The sequence below is a fragment of the Burkholderia sp. SRS-W-2-2016 genome (assembly GCF_001931485.1).
In the GTDB taxonomy this organism is placed as follows: domain Bacteria; phylum Pseudomonadota; class Gammaproteobacteria; order Burkholderiales; family Burkholderiaceae; genus Paraburkholderia.
In genome coordinates this window covers 1-23148 of sequence record NZ_MSDV01000072.1, presented here as the reverse complement: position 1 = coordinate 23148, position 23148 = coordinate 1, and the positions used below count along the sequence as shown (strand labels likewise).

Here is a 23148-nt window from a genome sequence, read left to right as displayed (position 1 = left end):
ACCATTAAATATGGCATATGTATAGCGGCTTCCGACCCATACAATTGAGCATGCAAAAAACCAAATGCAAAAAGTACATAAAAAAACGGCGGCCAATTTACCGATCATTTCTTGTTTCCCGCTTGCTGTACTCCATTAGTCGCACCTTGCACAATCTCCTGCAAAGTGCCCCCAGTGAAGCCGCCACCGATGACGGCGGTATTGTTGGGGTTAAAGAGATTGTATCCGCTCCCTGCCCATACTCCGCTGCCAGCCCAAGAGCCAGCGTTATTGATCGTCGGCTTCATTATTGAGTTAATCGTGTTTGCCGTAACCGAACCGGCGCCATAACCCACCGAGCTGAACACGCCGCTCGTGATGGCAGCACCTACGACGCTGTCATTCTTCCCTTGTAGGATGTTATTTAGCCCAGTTGTCGTGGCACCGCCAAATGTATTGACGCCTACATTCCAAAGCAAACCGCCATACGAACCCGCGACGCCTGTGCCAAATGCTCCTGCCACATCGACCAGATTGACACCTCCGTTCTGAATGTATTGTGATCCTGCGTTAATCCCCGCGCTGATTACGCCCGTGCCCATCGGAGAAGTCAGAGCGGCAGAGCCCAGCGCCCCTACCGAACTGAAGATCGGGGCTCCCGGAGCAAGCGCCACCGCAGCCGCAGTACCCGCAGCAGCAGCACCGTAAATGGCCACGGCCTTCATGTTCTCCGAGGCCGCCGCTGCATTGTCTCGCTGTGCCTGAATTGCCGCATTCAGCGTCGCATCGCTGCACTGCGCGCCCGCACCGCATACGCTCGACACAAGATCCTTACCCATACCGAACGGGTTGCCTGTGCCGCCCTTGCCATCGGCGTTAGTGGTGCTGCGGTTATACAGGTCCGCATTCGACGCCGTAAACGCGCCCATGCCCCCACCCACCAGCGCACCGCTCAACCCCGCCAGCACATTCGACGTCACATTACCCAGGGTCATGGAGCCCGTCGCGTTGCCGATCTCATCGGCCAGGCTATTCAGCTTCCCGGCCAGCGCCGCCGACATTCCGGCGCCGGCTGCGCCGGCCGCCGCCGAGCCAATTCCACCTCCGGCAAGACCTCCAAGCAACGCACCACCCGCGACGTGCAGCCCCACGCGATTCGTTCCGCCTTCTGCCCAGGAATCCGCCTCCGCCTGGTACTTCGCGTAGCTCTCCATATCACCGGAAGCTTTGGCCGCGTCCGCCGCTTTCTGGGCAGTCTCCTGTTTGGAATCCGCGTACGCCGCAATCCCCTGCGCCACTACCTGGCCGGCCGCCTGCGCCGCCGCCATCGTATCCGCCTGCTGGTTCAGGATGTGGTTCACATCCGGCGTGTTCGAGACCGTACCATTCGTATCCGTCGTGTCACGATTCAGGGCGGCCACATCCTGCGTCTGATGCTCGCCGTCGGTGATATTGATCGCTCCGGCGCCGATCGCACTGCGCGTGGTCGCGCTGCCGTCGCCGTTCTCGTTCAGGAGCATCGGCACCGCACCGCCGGCGCCGCTCACCGATCCCGGCCCAACCGACTTGCCGGTGCTCCCCACACCCGCGCCAACACCGATGCTCCCACTCGTCGCACTGTAATGTGACCGGTTCTCGATATCGCTGTAGCTGAGCGTGCCGGTCGTCAGCGAATTCTTCGACGCATCCGCATCGCTGGCAATCACCGCGCCTTTCAGGTCCGTGTTGCCATTGACGTTGATATTGAACCCGCCGCCACCCGCCTGGATACCCGCCTGCTCCTTGACCTGGGCATAGTCCGAATCCGCATGGCCGTTCTGTGCGCTGAAACTCGCGCTGCCGCCGGCCTGGCTGATGCTGAAACCACCGCCCGCGCTGCTCTGGTGAGCGGTGCTCGCGGTCGTATCCTGCACGCTCTGGACGTTCAGGTTGCCGCCAACGTTCGCTGTGACCGTGCCGCCGTTCACGTTCGAGCCGATGATGTTCGTATCGCCGCCGCTCACGAGCGTCACACTGTTCGCACCCGTCACGTGCGTGTTGTTCTGAATTGCGGCGTCGCTGTTCGCATCTCCATGTGCATTCGACATCGACGCCGACACCCCGAAGCCCTGCGTGCCCCACGATACGCCCACGCTCGCGCTGCTCGACTTGTTCGTGCTGGCGGTTGAATCGGTATCGGTGGTGTTAAGCAGGTTGACCTGGTTCTTAGCAGCAAGCACCACGTCATTCGCGCTCACGTTCGAACCCGCAACAGTGAGATTGCCCGATCCCGCCGTGCCGTCACCGGTTGCAACGAACGAGGCCGTGCCGCCAGCCTGTACCGTCGAGCCGGTATGCGTGGTCTGGTCCTCGCTGGACGTGCTCTTGCTCTGACTGCTGCCGAAGCTCAGTTGTGCGCCGATCGACGGCGCATTCGGACCTTTGGCACCATCGAGCAGCGCCTTTCCACCTACCGCGGCCATCCCCGCGTTGCCACCTGCCGCGATCGCATGCAATGCCGTTGCGCGGTCGTCGCTCTTGCCGCTGGCAAGGCTCTGCCCCTGTGCAACTGCACCGTTAATCGCATCGCCCACACTGCCTGACAGGCCCAGCGTAAAACCGGTCTGTTTGACCTCATGCGTTTCATCTGAATGAGCGGTATTGGTTGCAGCATCGATGATGACGTTCGCGCCGGTGCCCGTCACGTCCTTCGCGGCGATGAGGTCGCTGCCCGTCACATGCAGATCTTTGCCCGCGGCGATGTTCAGACTTCCTTCGAGCGAACCAACGGTGCTGCCCGTGTTCGTCACCTGCGACGTATTAATGGTATCGGTCTGCGTCTTGCTGCCAACCGAGATAGCGATTCCGCCGCTTGTACCGAATCCCGACTCGTGTTTCTGGTAGTACGTGGACGTACTCTGCGTATCCTGCGACGTCGTAATGTTGACGTTGCCAGCAGCGGCGAGATTCACGTCGTTCGTGCCCGCGACCGTCGAGCCCTTCACGGTCAGGTCCTTGCCCGCATTGATGTTCACGGTATCGCCTGACACGGTACTTGCCACGCCGATATTGGCCTGCGTGCTCTGCACCGTGTCCGTGGTCGATCCGTGAAACACGCTGCCGCGCTTCGATTCGGTCGACACGTAGCTGTCATGCTGCTCGCGGGCTTCGTTCAGCGTGACGTCGCCGCTTGCGGCGATGGTCGCTGCTCCCGTGCCGGCCAAGAGTGTCGAGCCGGTCAGCGTCACATTGCCCTTGTCGACATCCCCGCTGACCGCCCCAAGCGTCGCATCACCACCCGCCGTAAAGCTCGTCCCCACGGCCCGCTCGTCGTACGTGTGATCGACTTCCTTGCGGGTTTTGCTATCGGCAGCGACGTTGTCGTATTTCGCGGTATCGGTGACCGTGGTCGCCGTCAGGTCACCGCCCGCAACAACCGCCATATCACCGCCGGCCGTCACCGTCGCGCCCCTGAACGTTGCGTCGTTGCCGCTCTGTATCGCCAGACCGCCACCCGCGGAGATCGCGCTGGTCTGGTTGAGGACAGTGCTCTCTTCCCAATGATGCTGGTCGTTCTGCGCCAGCGATTGCGACGTGGTGGACTGCACCGCATCAACCGTGATGTCATGACCGGCGGTGATCTGCGCGTCACCGCCCGCGCTGATATTCGCGCCGCGCACGGTCAGGTCATTGCCCGCTGCAATCACCATGTCGCCGGTCGATGCAATCGTGCCCTGCGCACCGAGCAGCGTCTGGCTGACCTTGCCGTTGCCGGCCGCCGAACTCACGCCGCCCGTATCGACCAGTGTCGTATTGACGATATCGTGACCGGCCAGCACCGCCACGCGATTGCCGCTGATCATGCCGGACGCGTTCACCACGTCGTTGGTCGCGGAAACGACCGTGGTTCCGTCCGTACCGCTGCTGCCGATGGTGCCGCCGCGGTTCAGGATGTCCGTCGCGCTCACCACCGTCTGCGTACCGCCCTTGATCACGCCGCTGTTCGTCGCGCTGCCCGTCGCGTGAATCTCCACGTCATCGGCGGAAATCAGCGCGCCGGTCGCTTGCAGGTCGTTCGCATGGGTCTGCGCGAGATACACGACCGGTGCGAGCACCTGCTGGGTCGTGCCGTCCGGTAGGGTCACGGTCTGGCTCACCAGCCAGACGATATCGCTGGTCAGCGCATCCATCTGCGCGGCCGTCAGCGCAATACCAGGTTCAAGCCCGAACTGCTGCGCGACGTTCACACCGTTCGTCATGAGCGCGGTGTACTCGTCCAGGTTGTTCGTATAACCCTGGAGATACACGCGGCCTGTCAACTGTGTGATCTGCTCGCGGATCAGCTGTTCTTCGTACATGCCGTCGCCGAGGCGCTTCTCGACGCTCTGCGGATTCAGCCCCAGCTGCTGCAGCATGTAGTCGCTGGAGATAAAGCTCGTATAGCTCGTCAGCCGCGGATCGGTCACGACCAGATAAGCCGCGCCGGGTGCGCTCTGATAGCTGTACAGGCCGCTCGAAGGCAGCGTGATGTTCAGCGCGCCAGTGCCGCTCGCGACCGTTTGTGGGGCCTTGACCTGCTGGCCAGCCAGAGCCTGGTTCGCGCCGAGCGTACCGCCCGTTGCGCCCGTCGCCGAGCTCGCGGCCGCGACATTCGTATTGTTGATGTCGGTGCCGACGATCTGGACCGCGTTATTTGCAATGATGGTGCCGCCGGTACCGCCAATCGCGACAGGCGCCAGCACGATCGACGGCTCGGGTACCGTCCCCACGTCCTGGGTGATGTTCTCGTTCCATGCGTAGGTCGACACGATGTCCTGGCGCTGGTACTGGTACAGCGTCTGGCCGATGTTGTTGACCGTGGTGCCGCCGTAGTTGCCGGTTCCGTTGCCGATTTCGCCGTCCTGCTGGCTCGCGCCGATCTGGATCGACCCTCCCGCGGCGATCGCGCTATGCACGTTGTTCAGCGTGCCGACATTCGCGAGCGTCAGGTTGCCGCCTGCAAGCAGCTGACCCTGCTGCGCCTGCGGGCCGGCGATCTGGTCCTGCTGCGTGGTCGTTGTCGTATCGCGCGCAATCTCCACGCGCTGGTAGCCATTGTGTCCATCGCTGCGCACCGGATATTCGGTCGCGGGATCGTAGTTGATGTTCGGGTCGTAGGCGTCCCAGTAGGTCACCGTGACCGAGCCGTCGGAATTCGTCGTGGCCGTGTTGTACCAGATCGTCTGCTGGACACCGTTCGCGTTCACGACGAGCGCGCGGTCGGTTGCGTTCGGCCCGGAGGTTTCCGAAACGACGTCCGAAGCGGCGTAGGTCGCCGTGAGCGGCGTCTTGTAGGGCCCCGACCACACCGCATCACCACAGCCCGCATTCCCGTCGCCATTGCTCGGCGTACAGGCCATGTACTTGCTGCGCTTGGTCTGGTGAACCGATTCGACATCGGTCGTCACGGTCTCAACCGTCGGCGCGGGCCGCGAGTTGGTCAGCGTCTGCGTGGCGACTTCGATGTTGCCCTGCGCCTCGATGGTGGACTGGTCGTTCGTGACCGACTGGCTGCGGTTGGCCAGCAGACCGTTCGCGTCGCGTGTGGCGTCGGCGGCGATGTTGATATCGCCGAGGCTGAAGATATTGGCGCCGCCGGTGTTCGAGATATCGCCGCCCGAATACAGATTCACGTCGGACGCCGCCGCGATGATCGCTGCTGCGCCCGCGTTGACAATCGCCTGACTGCCGTTGAGCGTGACCGTGTTACCGATGATGGTGGCGGTGTTGGTCAGCGTGGCGCTGTTCGTCGTGACGGTATCGCCTTCGATGCGGCCTTCGTTGGTGATCGCGTTTGCCGCGTTCACGGTCGTGCTGGACGAATTGAGGTCGGCGCCCGCCTGATTGTCCACATTGGCCGCGTTGACCGTCAGCGCATTGACCGCGCCCAGGGTGCCCTGATTGGTAAAGTTGCCCGCGACCGTGAAGCCCAGATCGTGATTCGCCTGGATCAGATTGGCGCTGTCGAGCGTGTAGTCGCCATTGATAGTCACTGTGCCGTCACGGCCCGCCACGATGCGGCCGTCGCCGCTCAGCTGGTTCGTCGTGACGCTCAGGTCTTCATCGCTGCCGATCGCACCACCCTGGTTTGCCAGGGTGCCGGCCGTGATGGCGACGCTGCCGCCGCTGCCGTTGTCATTACCTATCCGTCCCGACGTGTTGTCGAGCGCCGCCACGTTCAGACCGAGCCCACCGTTGGCGTGGATCGAACCGTTCCGGTTCACGACCGTCGCGCCCGTCTGGTCGAGCGTCAGGTTATTCGCGCCCGAGAGCGTGCCGCCAGTGTTATTGACCGTCTCGTTCAGCGTCAGGTCGTGGCCTGACACGATCTGCGCGCCGTCCGTGTTCGACAGCGTCTGCGCCTTCACGGTCACGTCGCCGTTGCCGCCGATGGTGCCCGCGCCGCTCACGCCGCCCGTGTTGGCGTTCGTGATATTCGCCGCGCTAACGGTCGTCGCACCCGTGCCGACATTGGCGATACGGCCGTTCGTGTTGTCCACCGATGCGCCCGACACCTGCAATGCCGTAGCCGCGCCGTCGGATTCGATCTGGCCGCCGGTATTGACGAGCGCGCCGGATGCCTGCACCGATACACTGCCGCTGCCCTGGATCAGACCCGTTGAATTGTCGAGCGAGTTGCCGGACTGGACGGTTGTCGCACCGGATGCGGTGACCGTGCCGCCCGCATTGTTGATGCTGCCTGCCGCGACGGACACACCACCGTTGCCCCCAATCAGTCCGTTGCCGGTGTTCGTGAGCGCGCCGCTGGCGCTTACTGTCGTAGCCCCGGTGCCGCCGTTCGCGAGTGTGCCGCCATCGTTCGCAATGCTCTGCGCTGACACGTCAAGGACGTCGTCAGCCTGCACCACGCCGCCCGCGTTGTTGAGCGTGCCCGTGCCGGTTATCGCTACGTCGCGTGCGCCGACATAGCCGCCTGCGCTGTTATCGAGCGAGGCCACCTGCAACGCCGCGGACGATTGCCCGGCCAGCGTCCCTCCCCGGTTCGATACCGCGCCGCTGTGAACATCCAGCGCCCCATTCGTGGCGATGGTGCCGCCGTTGTTCGATAGCGAACCGGTGGTAATGGACAGCGCGCCGGTGCCGGAATCGGTAATACTGCCGCCGTCATTGATCAGCGCGGCGGGTGTGAGCGTGAGACTGGCACTGTTGGTCGCCAGCGATCCGTTCGTGTTGTCGAACGTGCCGGATACATTGACGGTGGTCGGCCCGGTGCCGGTCTGCGTGAGCGTGCCGCCGCGATTGATGAGGTTCGCAGCCGCCAGCGATAGCTGCGACGCGTTGAGTGTCGCCGCACTGGTGTCGAGCGTTTGTACGGCGGAAACATTGAGCGCGCCATTCGCAGCGCTCTGGCTGCCCGCCAGTGTGACGTCGCTGCCCTGCAGCGTGGCATTGCCACCCGCCACGTTCAGGCCGGTGGCATTGAGCTGGCCAGAAGCCGATAGCGACAGCTCGCCGCCATTGCCCACCGTGCCGTCACCGCTCACCCCTGCGCCGAGCGCGCCGGTCGAACTGATGGACCCGGCGTTGACCGTCGTATCCTGTTGCGCCGCCAGCGTACCGCTATTGGTCAGCGCGCCGGCTGCGCGGACAACGGCATTCTGCTGCGCGTAGACGGTGCCGGTGTTCGCCACGCCTGCTGCGTTGATACCCAGATTGCCGCTTGCGGTCATCCTGCCCGACTGGACGAGCTGGCCTGAAGTCGTCAGCGTAAGGTCACCGGCCTGAGCGGCGATCGTGCCGGCATTCGCGACCCCGACGCCATACTCGTTGCCTACCAGGACGATACGGTTCGCGTACATACCGCCCAGCTGGCTCACATCGATCGACACGCCCGGCGCCGCGCCATTGCCTGCGACAGGCGTCGCGGCCAGCGTATCGTGATTCACCTGGTTTGCGCCGGTGACGACGTTCAGGGTATTGGCGTAAATCTTTGCGTTGGCCTGTACCGCCCGGGAAATCAGGTCCACCTGATCGATATCCGATGCGTCGAAACCTTCTCCCTGCACCGAGATTGCGCCGCCCGTTACATTAAATCCGGTCAGGTTGCCGGCCGCATCGAGCATCGGCGTCCCGGTGGTGAGAATGCCGCGCGTGGTATTGATGAAGCCGCCGCCATCGACGACGATGCCCGAGCCGTTTGCGACGACGACTTCGGCCTTGTTCCCGGCCACCTCGATGAAGCCGCGCAGCTGACTGGGCGAATTGCTGTTGACCTGGTTGAGGATGATCCGCGCGGACTGGCCTGGCGCGAGATTCGAATTGCCGTTGATCATGCCCGCCTGCTGCGTCTGCACGATGGTCGGGGAATTGTTCAGGATGGCGCCGGGCTTCTGAACGTCGAACTGCGAATACGTATTCACCGACACACCCGCACCGCTAGGGGTGTTGATGTTGACCTGGGGCACCCCGTCGGCGGTACTGATGACATTCGGCGCGTGCGCACCGCCACCGACCACCTGTGCTTCAACGAGCGATGGCACGACGCCGAACGTCAGCAGCGCGGCAAAGGCCGCCAGCCGCATTGAAAACAGCGAGAGGGAGGGCGCTGAAGAGACAGTGGTCTCGCCTGCATTGTCTTTGCGTGCAGCGCTTGCGGTCTCGGCGACTGCAACGAGCATACCCCGGCATCGGCTGTAGACCAGCCGAAACATCTTCGTATTCATTTTCTGTAGCGATTATTCTTTTACCGGGGCGAAAGTTATCGCAGAAGCGAGATTTTATGGAGTTAACCAATGTCAATTCCTGAAAGTTAATAAGGGGAATATCCAATTCGGATTTATCCGAAAGACAGATTTGCTTTTTTAATATCACCGAAATGAGTGGTCAGGTATCCATCGAGCTGACGTAGTGAGTGTCCGGCCGGGAGAAGTGGGGGAGTTCGATAGCGCGATCCCGAAGGTGTTCTCGGCGTTCGGATTTTGCTTCTGCAGAACGCCGTCTCCAAACCCGCGATAGCCGTTCCAATATGCGTCGGTGCGTTTCATTTCTCAGATCTCCAGTACCAGGTAGTTTGGGATGCAATACGGGGCTGAAAATAATCAGAACGGCGAGGAAACGATTCTGTTGCCCGACGCGGAGCGCATGCTGAAGAGCGAACTGCAGACGCTCGGCACGCGGATGACCCGGCGCCGGCTACAACTGCTCAGCGAGCGGCCGCAGGAAATCGCGCTCAATACCGCCGGCACGTTCCCGATCGCGACGCTGCTGCTCGGCACGACGCTGCTGCTCGCGTTGCGTCAGTGTCTGCTGGGATCGCGGCGGGGGTGTGGGGGCGGCGCCGGGACGCGCGTTCTTACGACTGAGCGTTGGGCCGCAGCGCGCGGCGCGGCGCGCCGCCTCGCACGGCAATCCTTACACTCTGTTTCACTTTGTTGCAAATCGCCGGCAAGCCCGTCCGGCAAGGCTTTGCGGGTTTCGCCGCAGCGCGGACCCGCGGACGGCGCCGCCGCCACGGTGAAGATTTCAGCGACCCGACCGTTAAGCAGTCAACAGGTGAGGAACAGAGCGATGAAGATCGAATCCGGCAACAACACGTACGCGGTTTTGCAGAACGGCGCACCACGCGCGACGAACCCCGGCGATGAGAACAGCGGCGCCGGCGCGGTGCCGCCAGTGAACGCGGCCGGCGCGCAAACCCAGACGGTGGATCTGTCGTCGACGTCGTCGCTGCGCACGTCGAGCGAATCCGATATCGATACGGCGGCGGTCGAGTCGATCAAGGCCGCGCTGCGCGACGGCAGCTACCGGATCGATGCGGGCAAGATCGCCAACGGCATGCTGAGCAGCGCGCGCGATCTGTTGCAAACGACAGGCCGCTGAGCGGCGGCGGCACCCCGCGTGGCGCGAGCGCTGCCGATCCGAGCACCGGTTTACCGCACCTGCTTCGCGAGTTCCCGCAAGCTACGACCCGCATCGAGCCACACGTCGCGCGCAAACTTCGCGCGCCGTTCGACCAGTTGCCGCGCGCTGCGCATCTCGCGACCGAGGTTGATCGTGATCGCGCCGCTCAGCGCGCCGTGTTCGTCGAGCCCCAGCAGCACGCACGGCGAGCCGTCGAGCTGGCCGCGTACGAGCCAGTGCGGCGCGGCCATGTCGCCGGCGAACTGCACGTTCAGGCCGCACTGATCGGTCCAGAACCACGGCGCGGCGTCGGCTTCGCCGGCGACGCCGAGCATCGCACGCGCGGCGCCGATCCCCTGCTTCTGCGCGTTCTCCCATGTTTCGAGACGTCGATAGATGCCGCTCGCCGCGTGTTGCCGGCTCGCGACGTCGCCGGCCGCGTAGATGTGCGGATCCGACGTGCGGTAGTTGGCATCGATTGCGATGCCGTTATCGATCGCAAGGCCCGCCGCTTGCGCGAGCGCGGTGTCGGGTTGCGCGCCGATTCCGTAGATCACCGCATCGGCCGCGATGCGTGTGCCGTCCAGCAAGCTCAGCACGATCTCGCTGGCCTCGCGGATTGCGTCCACCAGCGTCGCGCCGAAATAAAAACTCACGCCGCGCGAGCGATGCACGTCGCACAGAAACTCGCTCAACAGCGGCGGCGCGCAACGTCCGAGCGCCGAGCCCGCGGCTTCGATCACCGTTACTTGCGCGCCGAGTTCGAGCGCGCTCGACGCCAGTTCCAGACCGATCACGCCCGCGCCGACCAGCACGATCCGCCGGCCCGGTTGCAACTCGCTCGCGAGCCGGCTTGCGTCGTCGAGCGTGCGCAGCGTATGCACATTCGTCTTCAGCGCGTCGAGCAGCGGCAGTCGCCGCGCCCGCGCGCCGGTGCACAGCAGCAGCTTGTCGTAGGCGATCGTGTCGCGATTGGCCAACGTCAGCGTGCGCGCGGCGCGATCGAGCGCGACCACCGGCACGCCGAGCCGCAATGCGATGCGCTGCTCGTCGTAGAAGCCGTCCGCGTGCACCGCGCAGCGCGTTTGCTCCGGCTCCAGCAGCATCCCCTTCGACAACGGCGGCCGCTCATACGGCGCATGCGCTTCATCGCCGATCAGCAGCACGTCGCCGTCGAAACCCTGGCGCCGCAATTCGGCCGCGGCGTTCGCGCCGGCCTGGCCCGCGCCAACAATTACATAAGTAGAACGATTCATCGATTCAACCTGCTAATTCAAACCGCTATCCAAACCGAGGCAAGACCGATGCGAGCACACATCACAGATGCAGCCCGCCCGCCACATGACGGATGCCGCGAATGCCGAGCCCCGCATCGGCATTGATCATCACGCCGCTCAGCACGCGATTGTTCGCGCGTGACGCGAGCATCACGTAAGGCCCGGTGAAATCGGCCGGTTCCGGGAAGAACTGCAGCGGCAGGATGCTCGCGATCGCATCGGGCGAGCGCGAATCCATGATGCGTTTGTCCTGCTGGCCGAGCGCGGCCGGTCCGCGCAGATCGCTGGCCATTCCGCACGGACCGACGCCGTTCACGCGCACTTTCGGCGCGAGTTCGTACGCGAGCTGACGAATCACGCCGACCGCCGCATGCTTGCTCGCGGTGTAGAGCGGACCGCCGCCGCCCGGATAGAACGACGAGTTCGACAGCGTGAAGATCATGCTGCCCTCGCTGTCGAGCAGCGCGGGCGCGGCGGCTTTCGCGCCGAGCAGATAGCCCTTCACGTTGATCGCGAACAGTTCGTCGAAACCGCTCGCCAGTTGTTCGGCCGGCAGGTCCATGAGACCGGCCGCGTGGTCCCAGATCGCCGCGTTGCCGACGAAGGTATCGAGCGAGCCGAAGCGCGCGAGCGTCGCGTCGACCGCGCGCGCGTTGTCTTCGTGCGAGCGCACGTCGCCTTCCACAGCGACCACGGCGTCGCCGAAGCGCTCGTTCAACGCCGCGACTTTCTCCGCCGAGCGTTCGAGCACGCCGACCCGGCAGCCTTCGTGCAGGAAGCGCTCGACCAGCGCGAGACCGAGCCCCGAGCCGCCGCCGGTGATCAGCGCGACCTGGCCCTGCAGCCAGCCGGCGCCGCTCGCCGCGTGTTGCGCAGCTTGCGTATTTGTCGTATCCGCCGCGCTCATGCCGCCGCCTCCGGCACGTCGACGTAAATCTGGCCGTCGAGCAGCGCGACCGGGAAGGTCTTGAGCGCTTCGGTGGCCGGCTGGCACAGCGCCGCGCCGGTCTTCAGGCAAAAGCGCGCCGCATGCAACGGACATTCGACCGTGCCGTCGTCCTCGACGTACCCTTCGGACATCGACGCATTGCCATGACTGCAACGGTCGGCCAATGCGTACAGCTCACCATTCGAACGGAACACCGCGACCGCTTCGCCGGGACCTTCCACCTTGATTGCCTCGCCATCGGGCAATGCGCTATCCGCGCAAACGAGAATGCGTGTCATGGGATTCGCTTCAGAAAAGTACGCTGAGGTTGTGTGAATTAAGAGTGGCCTGATCGAGCGTGATTTCGCGGCGGCAGATCTGCCAGCCGGCCGCGTTGTCAGCGCGACGCACGCGGTCGCAGCGTTTGCCCGCGTAGATCGTTTCGTCGCGCTCTTTCTGCGAGCGGTACAGCAGGTAGTTCAGGCGCACGTCGAAGGTGTCGGCCTCATCAGTGGCGTTCACCACCACGTTGGTCACCAGGTGGCGGGTGCGCGACGGCGGCTCCTCCGCCCACGCCATCCCCGTTTCGAGTCGCGCGATACGGCGCTCCAGTTGCGCGTACGTGTCGTTGAAAATCCACGTGGTCGGCGGCTGCACGCTGCGGCGGCGGTCGCGCGTCTGCGCGTTGACGGTGGTGCGCATCGAGTAGTGGACGTCTGCCGCCATCAATGCGAGCCAGTCGCGAAAACGCCAGTCGTCGAGCAACTCGGCCTCGCGATACAGGAACTGTTCGATCTCGTGATGCAGTTGCAGCGGCACCGCGGCCGTGCGCGTCAAAGCGGCTTCAGTCATGCTTGAGCACCTCCTGTTCGTACGCGCGGGTGCGCTCGAGCACTTCGTCCCAGCTGTCGCACGCGAGCAGATCGGCCCAGCGGCGATACATGCCGCGCGCCGCGGTCTCCGAAAAAATGTAGTTCGTCATCCCAGGAATGCCGTCGTCGCGCACTTTCTCGTTGCCAAGACCCATTTCGACGATCAGCTTGGTCGAGCGCGCGCGCTTGCCGCGCAGCACCTTCTGGATTTCGACCCAGTTCTCCGAGTCGTCCTGCTCCAGAAAACCGGCCGGTCCGAACGCGCGCGTCGCGCTGCGCTCGAACGCCTGCTTGACCTCATCGGACGCGTCTTTGTCGGCGATGCAGAACGCCCACACCTCGACCTGATTCGGCCCGCGCGGATGCCAGACGCGCAGCGTCGCGGTGCCGTTCAGCCAGGACATCGTCGGGAACATGTTGTTGTGGCCGGCGAGGCGCAGCGCGCGCACGCTGCCCAGACGCGCCTCGACTTCCGGATAGGTGTCGCGGAAGTACTGCGACACGACGCCGTCGACCCACACGTTCGCGTCCGGGTTCTCGGTGAAGAAAAAGCCGCTGCCGTGGCCGGCCTGGCCGTATTGCAGCGCGTCCTTCGCGGTCTCCCACACCGGTCGCGCGGTCTGGCCGGCGCCGAGCGCCTTGCCGGCGTCGCCGCCGTCGCCGCCTTCGGCCGCGCCCTCCGCGTCGCCCTGCTTCGCACCCAGCACCTGCACCGCCGACGCATGCGAATACAGCGCGTGATACTGATCGCTCGCGAACTGCTCGGCCGGAAACTTCCAGTTGCAGTCGATCACCCACTTATGCACGCCGCCGACGATCTCGGTGCCGCCCGGCCGGCGATCGAGCACGCCGTCCAGATACCACGCGATATCGCCCATATACGCTTCGAGCTCCGGCGCGCTCGCGTCCCAGTTGCCGAAAATAAGCCCCTTGTATTCGGCGACGCGGGTCACTTCCTGCAAGCCCAGCTGCTTTTTGCACAGCCCCTGCGGATACGCGCGCGCTTCGAGCGGCACATCGACGAGCGCGCCGTCGGTGCCGTACGACCAGCCGTGATACGGACACGTGAACGCGCGGGTATTGCCGCAATCGGCGTAGCTCACGCGCATCGAGCGATGCCGGCACTGATTCAGGAACGCCTTGATCGAGCCGTCTTTCTGACGCACGACGATCACCGGGTCTTCGCCCATGTAGGTATTGAAGTAGTCGCCGGCTTTCGGAATCTGGCTGACGTGCGCGAGAAACAGCCAGCAGCGGCCGAAGATGCGCTCCAGCTCCAGTTCGTACAGTTCGGGATCCGAATAGATCGACGCTGCGACCCGGCCGGTGCGCGCGTCGACGAGCGCGTCGAAATCGATCGATTTCTGAGACATTTGGCGTCTCCTCCACAGGAGGTTTTTAGGTGGGGTGTGGCGCCAATGATCGGTTTCCGAGCCTACGCTGTAAAATATTTTGTTTGTTTGGATTAAGACATTTCAACGATAACTGAACGAGTCGCCGAGGAAGCCCGCCGATGGAACTGAGACACCTGCGCTACTTCATCGCCGTCGCCGAGGAGCTGAGCTTCACGCGCGCGGCCGAGCGTTTGCGCACCGCGCAGCCGTCGCTGAGTCAGCAGATTCGCGATCTCGAAGAACAGGTCGGCACGCAGCTGTTCGAGCGCACGCGCCGCAAGGTCGAACTGACCGAGGCTGGCAACGTGTTTCTGATCGAGGCGCGGCTCACGCTCGCGCAGGCCGAACGCGCGGTCACGCGCGCGCGGCACGTAGGCCGCAAAAGCAGTTCGACGGTGACGATCGGTTTCGTGCCGGCCGCCGAGGTGCGGATCTTTCCGGCGATCCTGCCGCGTCTGCGGCTGCGCTTTCCGGAGTTGAACGTCGAGTTGCGCAGCATCCCGACCTCCGAACAGGAGCAGATGCTGCTCGACAACGAGATCGACGTGGCCTTCATGCGCAAGCCGATCCGCTCGCCCGATCTGCTCAGCGAAGTGGTGCTGCGCGAGCCGATCCTCGTGGTGCTGCCGGTCGCGCATCCGCTTGCGCGCTACAAGCGGATCAAGCCCGCGCAGCTCGACGGCGAGGCGTTCATCAGCACGCATCCGCTTTATTCGGGCGACGTGTACGACGTGGTCGACGGTTACTTCCGGCAGCACGGCGTGCAGCCGAAGGTGATTCAGGTGGCCAGCAATATCCTGTTGAACCTGAACCTGATCGGCATGGGACTCGGCTTCGGGCTGCTGCCGGGCTACACCGCGTCGCTGACCAACCCGGCGATCTGCACGCGGCCGCTGGCGGGCCCGGTGCCGGAGATCGAACTATTGATGGCGTGGCGCGCCGGCAACCGCTCGCCGCAACTCGACGGGCTGCTCGAACTGGTCGCGCATCATGCTGACAATGCGGGTGACGTGAACGACGATTGAGCGGCGCGGCCTCGCGTCAACCCGTCAGCTTGTCAGCGGCTGCCTTTGCAAAGCGATGCGGCCAACGCGGCGTCGAGCTGGTTAGACGCGGTGCCGAACAGCTTCGCGAGCAGATCGCCGATCACCGGCAGCGCGGCGATTCCGGTCGGCTTCAGCAGTTGCGCGAGCTTCGATCCATTCGCACCGTTCCCGCCATTCGCCCCAGCAGGCAACCCCGCACTCCCCGTGCCCTGCGCCGCGACGATCGCGACGTTCTGCATCATCCCCTGATCCTCGTGATCGAGGATATGGCAGTGCATCACGAACTGGCCGGTGAAATCCTCGTAACGCGTGCGCAGCACCAGCGTATAGCCCGGTTTGACGAACACCGTATCGCGCAGCACGTCGCGCTGCGTGCAGTACTCGGCGTCGCCGGTCGCGAGTTCCGCCTGCGTGCACGCGCCGGTCGAGTCGTAGATCGACTGCCCGGCCGGGTTCAGCACATCGGCGACGCGAAACGGATTCACGTGGATATGAAACACATGACCGCCGCCCGCGACGGTCGCGCTGACGCGCCATTCTTCGAGCGTGCCGAGCGTCGCCGTATGGTCGATGCGGCTCATGTCATAGAGCCGGTCGTTGATCACGAAATGCGGCGCGCCCGACGACGTATCCACATCGAACGCGACCGGCACGGTGCGCGCCGGCACGCCGTCGGTGACGCGCGGCGGCGCGAACGCGCGGGTGTCGAGCCGGTTCAGATCGGCCAGCACGTCGCGCGGCAGATTCTGGTTCGCGTCGACCAGCTGGTTGCGCACGTATTGCCAGTACTTCGAATGACCGAGACCGTCGTCGACATACGCGGGGATGTTGGTGCCCGGCCCGACGCGCGCGAACGCGAGCAGGCGGCGGTCCTTCACGCTCGCCGAGTGGCGGCGGAAATTGATCGTCGCGGCGGCGCTCGCCGCTTCGTCGAGGATGCAGTAGAGACCCGGCTGCGGAAACGCGACGAGCACGTCGCTGCGATAACCGGGGTCGAGCGTGTTCACGTCCTTCTCGACCATCGACGCGCGCGTCAGCCCATCCACCGCGATCTCCACCTGCTTGACGGTTTCGCCGTTGCACAGCGCGTCGAGCGTGGTCTGTTGCGCGCGGCCATGCGCGGCGCTCAATCTCGACGCGGCCGCGCGCGTCGCGCTGTCCACGTCGCCGGTGCTCAACGCGGGCGAATCGGCGAGCCCGAGCGCCGGCAGATTCGCGCGCACGATCTTCACGTTGATCGTGTCGCGATTGCCGCCGTGAATCATCCGCCAGCGACGGATTTCGCCGGCCGGCACATAGCTCGCGACGCCCGGAAACACCGGCTGCACAACGCCGTTGATCTGCGTATAGCGGCCCGAAATCGCCCACGTGCTGTTGAACTCGCCCGCATGGCCGGGCCGTGGATCGGCGACGAAGTTCAGCTGGTTCGTGTAATTGCGGATTTCGCCGACGCCGCCCGGCGGACACACCCAGGCCTGGGTCGCCGGATTGGCGAGCGGCGCGCTCGCCGTCGCGTTGTCGAAACAGCCGTATTCGATCTGCTGGAACAGCATTACGTGCTCGCGAAACGGCTGCTGCCGTTCACGCCGATGCAGGATCGTATCGATGTCCGCGATCCCGCCGTTCGCCGCGCGCGCGGCTGCCGTGCGCGAGCCGCGCACGATCAGCACGCCGGCCATTCCGCTCGACACGTCGATCGCGGTCGAGCCGTGCTGGTGCGAGTGATACCAGAAGGTGCCGGCCGGATGACTGGCGGGAATCTCGAAGCGATAGTCGAAGCTCGCGTTCGGCGCGACGCTGACCATCACGTTGTCCGCATGACCGGACGGCGACACGTGCAGCCCGTGCGTGTGCAGATTGGTCGTGTTGAAACAGTGCGGCGCCGCCGGGTCCGGATTCGGCGGACAGGTCGCCGGGCTTTCCGCGGGCAGCCGGTTGTTCAGCGTCACGTCGAGCCGCATGCCCGGTTTGACGCTGAGCGTCGGGCCGGCCGGACAGCCGTTGTACGAGCGCATCGACACGGTATCGAACGAATTGGTGTCCGGGTTGAACAGCCGATAGTTCGTCATCCCAACGGTCAGCGCGAGCGCGCCCTGTTTGCCGTCGAACGTATAGCCGCTCACGCAGCGCTGCCGCGCGAATACCGACGCGAGCCCGCCGGTCGAATTCTGCGCGGCATTGTCGGCAAGCGCTTCGGCGCTCGCGCTGAGATCGGCGAAGTCCTGCGCGGCCGATAGCGCCTGCGCGGACGCGCCATGACTGAACGACAGGCCAAGAACAACCAGCGCCCCTACCCATAGCGAAGACAACCGCATAAAACCGCTCCCCCTGTGGACCTTCGGTCCTGTTCTATTTTTCGATCGGGATGGCGGCGCGTGCCGTGCGCGCGCCGCCGTTCCCGTTCAATGACCGGCGCCCTGATCGAGCGCCGCCGCGCGCAGCGCGTCGCCGCTGTCCGGAAAGCTCTGCTGGCGCAGATGCGCGAGCTGCGCCGCGTAGTCCTGCGGCGTCAGCCCGGCCCGCTCCAGCTGCGCGCGTTGCGCTTCGTAGCTCGCGTAGCGCGCCTGCCAGTCGTCGGCGTCCCGCTGCATCTGCACGACCCGTTCGGCGGCAGCCGAACCGAGCGTTTGCGCGACCTGCGCGCGCAGTTCGTCGGCCGGCACGTGCTGCTTCTGCAATTGCGCGACCGTCTCGATCGCGGCCTGCTGCGTGCGCGTGCGCTCGCGAGCCTCGCGTTCGGGTTCGGGCAGCGCTGCATCGAGCGCCGCCAGACGCGCGCGCTTGTCCGCGTCGCTCAGATTCGGATCGGACGTGATGCGTAGCCGCGCGAGGTCGTCGCGTTGCTCGCGCAACTCGTCGCCGAAGAACGCGTCGCTCCAGTCGCCCATCACGCGGGTCGCCAGTTCCGCGCGCTGGTCGATCGTCTGCTGCAACGCGTCGAGGTCCGGCTTGCCGCTGACGCTGCCGGCCATGCCGGCCGGCGCCGTCAGTTGCGCGCCGGCCGCGCGATACGCGCTGTAGCGCTGCCACACCGCCAGCGCTTCGCCGGCCGCGGGCGTGCCGTCCAGTTGCGCGGCGAGCGCGCGGCGCACCAGCGCGTCGATCGTGCGCGGTGTTTCGTTGTCCTGCGCGGTCAGGAAGTAGTCGAAGAAGTCGCGCACCGCGCGCGTATGGGCCAGGTGGCCGCGGCCATCGAGCGGCAGCCGCGGCGCCTCGGTGCCGGCCAGCGACGCCGGCAGCGCCAGCGACGGCGCGTCGGGCTCGCTCGCGGCGGCATCGACCGCAGACGCCGCGAGCGGCGCCGCCGGCTCGTCGTCCGCGAGCGCCGGCGCGTCGTCGGCGCGCCCGGCCAGCAGCACCCACGCGACGATGCCGGCGGCGATCGCGCCGCCCACCGCGAACAACACTTTCCAGTCAGTTTCGGCGCGCGCCATCGTTACACTCCGGCGCTGCGCAGACGGTTCGCGTGGGTGCGCAGCACCATGACCGGATCGGCCGCGTTCAGCCCGCGAATGCCGAGCAACTGGTTGATCGCGTCGAAGTGATTCCACTTGTAGCTGGTGCTGATCACCGAGCCGTACAGCGAGCTGCACGTCGACACGAAGCCGTCGTTCGCGCCGGCCTTGCTCTTGGCCATGATCAGGCCGGCAACGCCGAACACGGGCGTCGACACATCGAGCGCGGCGGGGTCGATCAGGCCGAGGCTGGTATCGAGCACGCCGGTCACGATGCCGAACACCGAGAGCGGCTGGAACGCGTTGCCGCTCCACGAGTACAGCAGATGCGTGTTGCCGTTCACGCTCTCGCTGGCCGCGCCGGTCTTGCACGAGCCCTGCTTGCCGAGGCCGGCGCTCGGGAACAGCTGGTTGAACGACGCGGTGGTCTTCGTGCTCAGCGCGTTGAGCGCCGCGATCGCATCCTGGTTGGTGTTGTGGGTGTCGCTCGACAGCACGCCGAAGATGTTCAGCACCGAGCCGAACACCGGCGTCGCGATCCCGGTCGGGTCGAGCTTCAGCGCGTCCAGCACGAAGTCGGCGAATTCGGAGCCGCGATGCGGGGTCGCGATCGTCGTGACCGACGCGACCAGTTGCGGCGCGACCGCGGCGACGTAGCGCGAGGTCGTACCGCCCTGGCTATGGCCGATCAGGTTGACCTTCTGCGCGCCGGTGACCGCGAGCACCTGCTTCACGTACGCGAGCAGCTGTTCGCCGCGGCCGTTCGCGCCGAGGTCGCTCTGGAAGCCGGACAGATCGGCGACGTAGACGGTCGCGCCGTGGCTTTTGAGGTCGGCCTGCATCCCGTACCAGTACGGCAGCGCGCCGAAGTAGTTGGCGGTGCCGGTCAGCCCGTGCACGAGGATGATCGGGTAGCGGGTCTGCGCATAGGTGCCGGCGGCCGCGCTGGTGCCCGCGTGCGCGGGGACGGCGGCGACGCCAAGGCCGGCGCCGAGGCCGAGCGCGAGCAGCGCGGCCAGCAGCGTATCGCGCGCGCGGCCGGCGATCCGGTTGCGCAGGGAACGGACAGTGGAACTGATCTTATTCAAAGCTAGGGTCTCTCAGGGTGGATGAATTGGGTGGATGAATTAAGGGATTGCTGGATGCTCACGTCAAACATTCGGACAGCGCCGCCGGGCGGCCGCGCGCGCAACGCGGTGCTGCCACCAGACGAACAGCGGCGCGCCAACGATCTCGAGCGCGGTGAAGCCGACGAACGGCAGAAACGGCAGGCCGAGCGCGAACAGCGACAGCAGACGCCCGATGCCGCCGATAAAAATCATCAGCCACAGCGCGCGGAACAACGCGGTTTCGCGTTCGATGCGCGGCACCACCCAGAACGCCGCGAGCCCGAGGCCGAGCCAGACGCCCGCGTAGAAGCGCAGGTTGCTATCGAGCGTCGCGTCGTGCGGCAGCGCCAGCTGCGCGTACAACGGATCGCCGACACCGGTCATCGCGACGAGGCCGCTGACGGTCGGCACCACCGCGAGGATCGCGGTCGCCACCTGCAACATGCGCCGGCCCGCGCTGCCGGGGTTGCCGTTGGGGTTGCCGGCGCGGTTGCCGGTGGATCTGCCAGCCGCCTCGCCTGGGATGTGCTCGCTCATTCGCTCTCTCCTCCGTGTCGTTGCTGAAGTTGTTGAATCGTTGCCGCAATTGCCTGGTAAAACTCATCGATAAAAACTGGCCAGCACCTGCACGCTGCGCGCCTCCGACATCGCGCCGAAGCGGCTCCACGCCGGACCCACCTGGGTCTGCACCTGCACCGCGACGTCGAAGCTCTGGAAGCGCCGCCGCAGTTCGGCCCAATACTGGCGGCCGCCGCCCGCGTCGGCCTGCACGAACGCGGACAGATCGAGACCGCGCATGCCGAGGTTGCGCCACATCGCCATCACGAACAGCGCGTGGCGGGCCGGCAGTTCCTGCGAGGTCACCGCGGTCTGCACCGCGTTGCCCCACGCGGCCGGATTGCTGGCCGCGAGCGAGCGCCATTGCGCGGCGCTCGCGCCCGCCGCATTGCTTTGCAGCTCCGCGGTCAGCGACAGATCGACCGGCAACGTCCACGTCGCGCCGATCGACGAACTCGCGCGAAACGCGGTGTCGTCGATCCCGTTCGCGCGGCCGATCAGCGAGCGGCGCCGCCCCCCGGTCCACTCCGCATACGCGACCACCGAATTGCCGAGCAGCACGCTGAGGTTCTGGCCGAACTGCGGCGACTGCCCCTGCTGACGGTAGATCAGCCATTGCGGCTGCACGCTCGCGCCGAGCCGCTGACTGCCGAGCAGCTCCCAGCGCTCGACGCCGTTGGTGCGCTGCAAATCCGACGACGCGTTCGGGTTGCCCGGCAGGCTGCGGCTCGCGAGCCGCGGCGAATACGTAAGCGACAGCGAGCCCGTATCCCACAGCTGTTGCGCGCGCACCGCGACGCTGCCGAGCCGGTTGGTGCGGCGGCTGTCGGGATCGGGACGCACGTCGGTGGTGATCGCGCCGGCGCCGAAGAAGTCGGTCGGGTTGTAGCCGATGCCCGCGCCGATGCGCGCGTTGATCCGGCCGACGTCGAGTTGCTGCAGCGACGACAGATGCCAGCTGACATAGCCCTCCTTCACCAGCGGTACGTCGCGATGCGATTCGGCCTGCGCGGACAGCGGATCGAAACGGTCGTAGCGCGCGGCGAAGTTGACGACGAACGCCGAGCCGAGCGCCTGCGCGTACTGGAAATCGACCGACAGCTGGTTGCGGGCCGAGTGCGTGCCGTCGCGGCTGCCGCTCGCGCGCAGCGCTTCTTCGATCGCGACCTTCCACGGGCGCGAGGTTTGCACCGGTGTGTCGGGGGTCGAGTCGGCGAGTTTCAGGGCGGCGTCGGTGGCGTCGGGGATCGCGTCGGGGATCGCGTCGGCGGTGCTCGGGGCAGTGCTCGCAGTAGCGTCCGCCGCACGCGTCGTGCTTGCCGCTGGCTGCGCGTCCGTGGCGACAGTGTTCGCCGTAGCATCCGCTGCGCGCGTCGCACCCGCCGCCGGCTGCGCATCCGTGGTGGCAGTGCTCGGCGAAGCATCCGCTACGCTCGCCACGCCCGCCGCGTGCTCCGCGTCCGTGGTGGCTGCGCTCGTCGCAGCATCCACTCCGCCCGCTCCGTCCTCCGCGCCCGCCGCGCCGACTGTCCCCGCCGCATCGAGCGGCTCAATCTCGGCCGCCATCGCCTTGCCGCACGCGAACGGCCAGCACGTCGCCATCCACAGCGTCGCCGCGGGCGCGAGCGCCCGCACCGCGCGCCGCGTCATTCGGCCTTGAAGCGCTGCAGCGAATCGCGTTGCAGCCACGCATCGGGAATCTCACGCCACGCGTAGCCGGAGAAACGCATCACCGTGACCCAGCTCGAATCGAGGCCGTCGATGATCACCGTCTCCGTCGGCCGCTCGACGCCGAGCTCCGACGTATAGCGGCGATAGAACGCGGTCTTCAGCAACCGGTCGCTCTCCGAGTAGAACTTCGCTTTCACCGGCCGGCTATTGCTCGCATCGAGCCACATCTCGATGCGGTGATACGTGAGCCCCGCCGACTGGCCGGACAACGACAGCTTGTAGCAATGACGGGTCTGCCGGTCGCCGTCGGCGACATCCTCCGCGCCGATCAGCTTCGCGGTGTAGTCGTGCGCGAGATTCACCGTCACCACGTCGCCGTTGGCCGCCTGGCCGAGCAGCCGCTGGTCCGGCGAGATACGGATGCTCGCCTGGTTGGCCGGATCGTAGAACCACAGATCGTTGCCGTTTTTTAGCATCAGCTTGCCGGCGTCGCGGGCCGGCTCGACGAAGCGCACCAGCGTGCGGAACGCGCCGCCGGGCGCATCGGGCTTCGAGTAGATGGTCAGCGCGTTGCCGTCCACCTGTTTGCCGCCGCGATACTCGGTCAGCGTCGCGTTCAGCACGAACGAGCCGGCCGGCGTGCGGATCGCGTCGCTGTCGCGCAGCAGCTTCTGTGGATCGGGCGCGTTCTGCGTGCTCTGCGCATGCGCGGCGGGCGCGGCGAACTGAACGGCGACGGGAACGGCAAGTTGAACAGCGAGGGAAACGGCAACGAACAAACGGCGCACAGGCGAACTCCAGAAATTGCAGCAATGACGAAACGGACAACTAACTACCTTCGAACATGACGCTCGAACATGACGCTCGAACATGACGCTCGAACATGACGCTCGAACATGACGCTCGAACATGACGCTCGAACATGACGCTCGAACATGACGCTCGAACATGACGCTCGAACATGACGCTCGAACATGACG

Annotated in this window: 14 protein-coding genes; 2 read left to right on the top strand and 12 right to left on the bottom strand. The window is 65.5% G+C overall.

Going from position 1 to position 23148, the window contains the following annotated elements:
- Positions 1-104 precede the first annotated feature (104 nt).
- On the bottom strand, positions 105-8681 hold the full coding sequence (locus tag BTH42_RS29790; RefSeq protein WP_075304765.1) for a hemagglutinin repeat-containing protein: 8577 nt from the start codon (positions 8679-8681) through the stop codon (positions 105-107).
- 352 nt (positions 8682-9033) lie between these two features.
- Here BTH42_RS29790 and flgM point away from each other — a divergent pair, with 352 nt between their 5' ends.
- Positions 9034-9837: a flagellar biosynthesis anti-sigma factor FlgM gene (gene flgM / locus BTH42_RS36495; protein ID WP_372237296.1), complete on the top strand. Its 804-nt coding sequence runs from the start codon at positions 9034-9036 to the stop codon at positions 9835-9837.
- Positions 9838-9887: 50 nt separating this feature from the next.
- Here the strand turns inward: flgM and hcaD are convergent, their stop codons facing one another.
- From hcaD to hcaE, 5 genes are all read right to left on the bottom strand, one after another.
- Positions 9888-11114 (bottom strand): 3-phenylpropionate/cinnamic acid dioxygenase ferredoxin--NAD(+) reductase subunit, encoded by a 1227-nt coding sequence (gene hcaD / locus BTH42_RS29775; protein WP_075304764.1) that lies wholly within the window; start codon positions 11112-11114, stop codon positions 9888-9890.
- Between the two features lie 61 nt (positions 11115-11175).
- Entirely contained in the window at positions 11176-12042 is an 867-nt protein-coding gene (gene hcaB, locus BTH42_RS29770; RefSeq protein ID WP_083654979.1) for a 3-phenylpropionate-dihydrodiol/cinnamic acid-dihydrodiol dehydrogenase, read from the bottom strand.
- The gene (hcaC, locus tag BTH42_RS29765) at positions 12039-12362 is read right to left on the bottom strand and encodes a 3-phenylpropionate/cinnamic acid dioxygenase ferredoxin subunit (protein WP_075304763.1); all 324 of its coding nucleotides are present in this window, start codon (positions 12360-12362) and stop codon (positions 12039-12041) included. The genes hcaB and hcaC overlap by 4 nt, the downstream gene beginning before the upstream one ends.
- A 10-nt stretch (positions 12363-12372) precedes the next feature.
- On the bottom strand, positions 12373-12915 hold the full coding sequence (hcaF, locus tag BTH42_RS29760; protein WP_075304762.1) for a 3-phenylpropionate/cinnamic acid dioxygenase subunit beta: 543 nt from the start codon (positions 12913-12915) through the stop codon (positions 12373-12375).
- Positions 12908-14308 (bottom strand): 3-phenylpropionate/cinnamic acid dioxygenase subunit alpha, encoded by a 1401-nt coding sequence (gene hcaE, locus BTH42_RS29755; RefSeq protein WP_075304761.1) that lies wholly within the window; start codon positions 14306-14308, stop codon positions 12908-12910. Before hcaE ends, hcaF begins: the two co-directional genes overlap by 8 nt.
- A 140-nt stretch (positions 14309-14448) precedes the next feature.
- Between hcaE and hcaR the strand changes: the two genes are divergently transcribed.
- Positions 14449-15354 (top strand): DNA-binding transcriptional regulator HcaR, encoded by a 906-nt coding sequence (gene hcaR / locus BTH42_RS29750; protein ID WP_075304760.1) that lies wholly within the window; start codon positions 14449-14451, stop codon positions 15352-15354.
- Between the two features lie 32 nt (positions 15355-15386).
- Here the strand turns inward: hcaR and BTH42_RS29745 are convergent, their stop codons facing one another.
- From BTH42_RS29745 to BTH42_RS29720, 6 genes are all read right to left on the bottom strand, one after another.
- Complete coding sequence (locus BTH42_RS29745; protein WP_075304759.1) at positions 15387-17690, bottom strand: multicopper oxidase family protein; 2304 nt, start codon at positions 17688-17690, stop codon at positions 15387-15389.
- An 87-nt stretch (positions 17691-17777) separates the two neighbouring features.
- Positions 17778-18809: a lipase secretion chaperone gene (locus tag BTH42_RS29740; protein ID WP_075304758.1), complete on the bottom strand. Its 1032-nt coding sequence runs from the start codon at positions 18807-18809 to the stop codon at positions 17778-17780.
- A 2-nt stretch (positions 18810-18811) separates the two neighbouring features.
- Positions 18812-19888 carry a triacylglycerol lipase gene (locus BTH42_RS29735; protein ID WP_083654981.1) on the bottom strand — a complete coding sequence of 359 codons (1077 nt, stop codon included), beginning with the start codon at positions 19886-19888 and terminating at the stop codon, positions 18812-18814.
- A gap of 93 nt (positions 19889-19981) precedes the next feature.
- Entirely contained in the window at positions 19982-20383 is a 402-nt protein-coding gene (locus BTH42_RS29730) for a DUF4345 domain-containing protein (RefSeq protein ID WP_075304797.1), read from the bottom strand.
- Positions 20384-20539: 156 nt separating this feature from the next.
- Positions 20540-21757, bottom strand: a complete 1218-nt coding sequence (locus BTH42_RS29725) for a hypothetical protein (protein ID WP_075304796.1) — start codon at positions 21755-21757, stop codon at positions 20540-20542.
- A 386-nt stretch (positions 21758-22143) separates the two neighbouring features.
- Positions 22144-22947 carry an outer membrane lipoprotein-sorting protein gene (locus BTH42_RS29720; protein ID WP_075304795.1) on the bottom strand — a complete coding sequence of 268 codons (804 nt, stop codon included), beginning with the start codon at positions 22945-22947 and terminating at the stop codon, positions 22144-22146.
- Positions 22948-23148 lie beyond the last annotated feature (201 nt).

What these genes read in the sequence shown, in the direction of transcription:
- hcaR (WP_075304760.1), top strand. Translation starts at nt 14,449, where the DNA reads ATGGAACTGAGACACCTGCGCTACTTCATCGCCGTCGCCGAGGAGCTG.
- BTH42_RS29745 (WP_075304759.1), bottom strand. Translation starts at nt 17,690, where the DNA reads ATGCGGTTGTCTTCGCTATGGGTAGGGGCGCTGGTTGTTCTTGGCCTG.
- hcaC (WP_075304763.1), bottom strand. Translation starts at nt 12,362, where the DNA reads ATGACACGCATTCTCGTTTGCGCGGATAGCGCATTGCCCGATGGCGAG.
- BTH42_RS29790 (WP_075304765.1), bottom strand. Translation starts at nt 8,681, where the DNA reads ATGAATACGAAGATGTTTCGGCTGGTCTACAGCCGATGCCGGGGTATG.
- flgM (WP_372237296.1), top strand. Translation starts at nt 9,034, where the DNA reads ATGCAATACGGGGCTGAAAATAATCAGAACGGCGAGGAAACGATTCTG.
- BTH42_RS29730 (WP_075304797.1), bottom strand. Translation starts at nt 20,383, where the DNA reads ATGTTGCAGGTGGCGACCGCGATCCTCGCGGTGGTGCCGACCGTCAGC.
- hcaF (WP_075304762.1), bottom strand. Translation starts at nt 12,915, where the DNA reads ATGACTGAAGCCGCTTTGACGCGCACGGCCGCGGTGCCGCTGCAACTG.
- hcaE (WP_075304761.1), bottom strand. Translation starts at nt 14,308, where the DNA reads ATGTCTCAGAAATCGATCGATTTCGACGCGCTCGTCGACGCGCGCACC.
- hcaB (WP_083654979.1), bottom strand. Translation starts at nt 12,042, where the DNA reads ATGAGCGCGGCGGATACGACAAATACGCAAGCTGCGCAACACGCGGCG.
- BTH42_RS29740 (WP_075304758.1), bottom strand. Translation starts at nt 18,809, where the DNA reads ATGGCGCGCGCCGAAACTGACTGGAAAGTGTTGTTCGCGGTGGGCGGC.
- hcaD (WP_075304764.1), bottom strand. Translation starts at nt 11,114, where the DNA reads ATGAATCGTTCTACTTATGTAATTGTTGGCGCGGGCCAGGCCGGCGCG.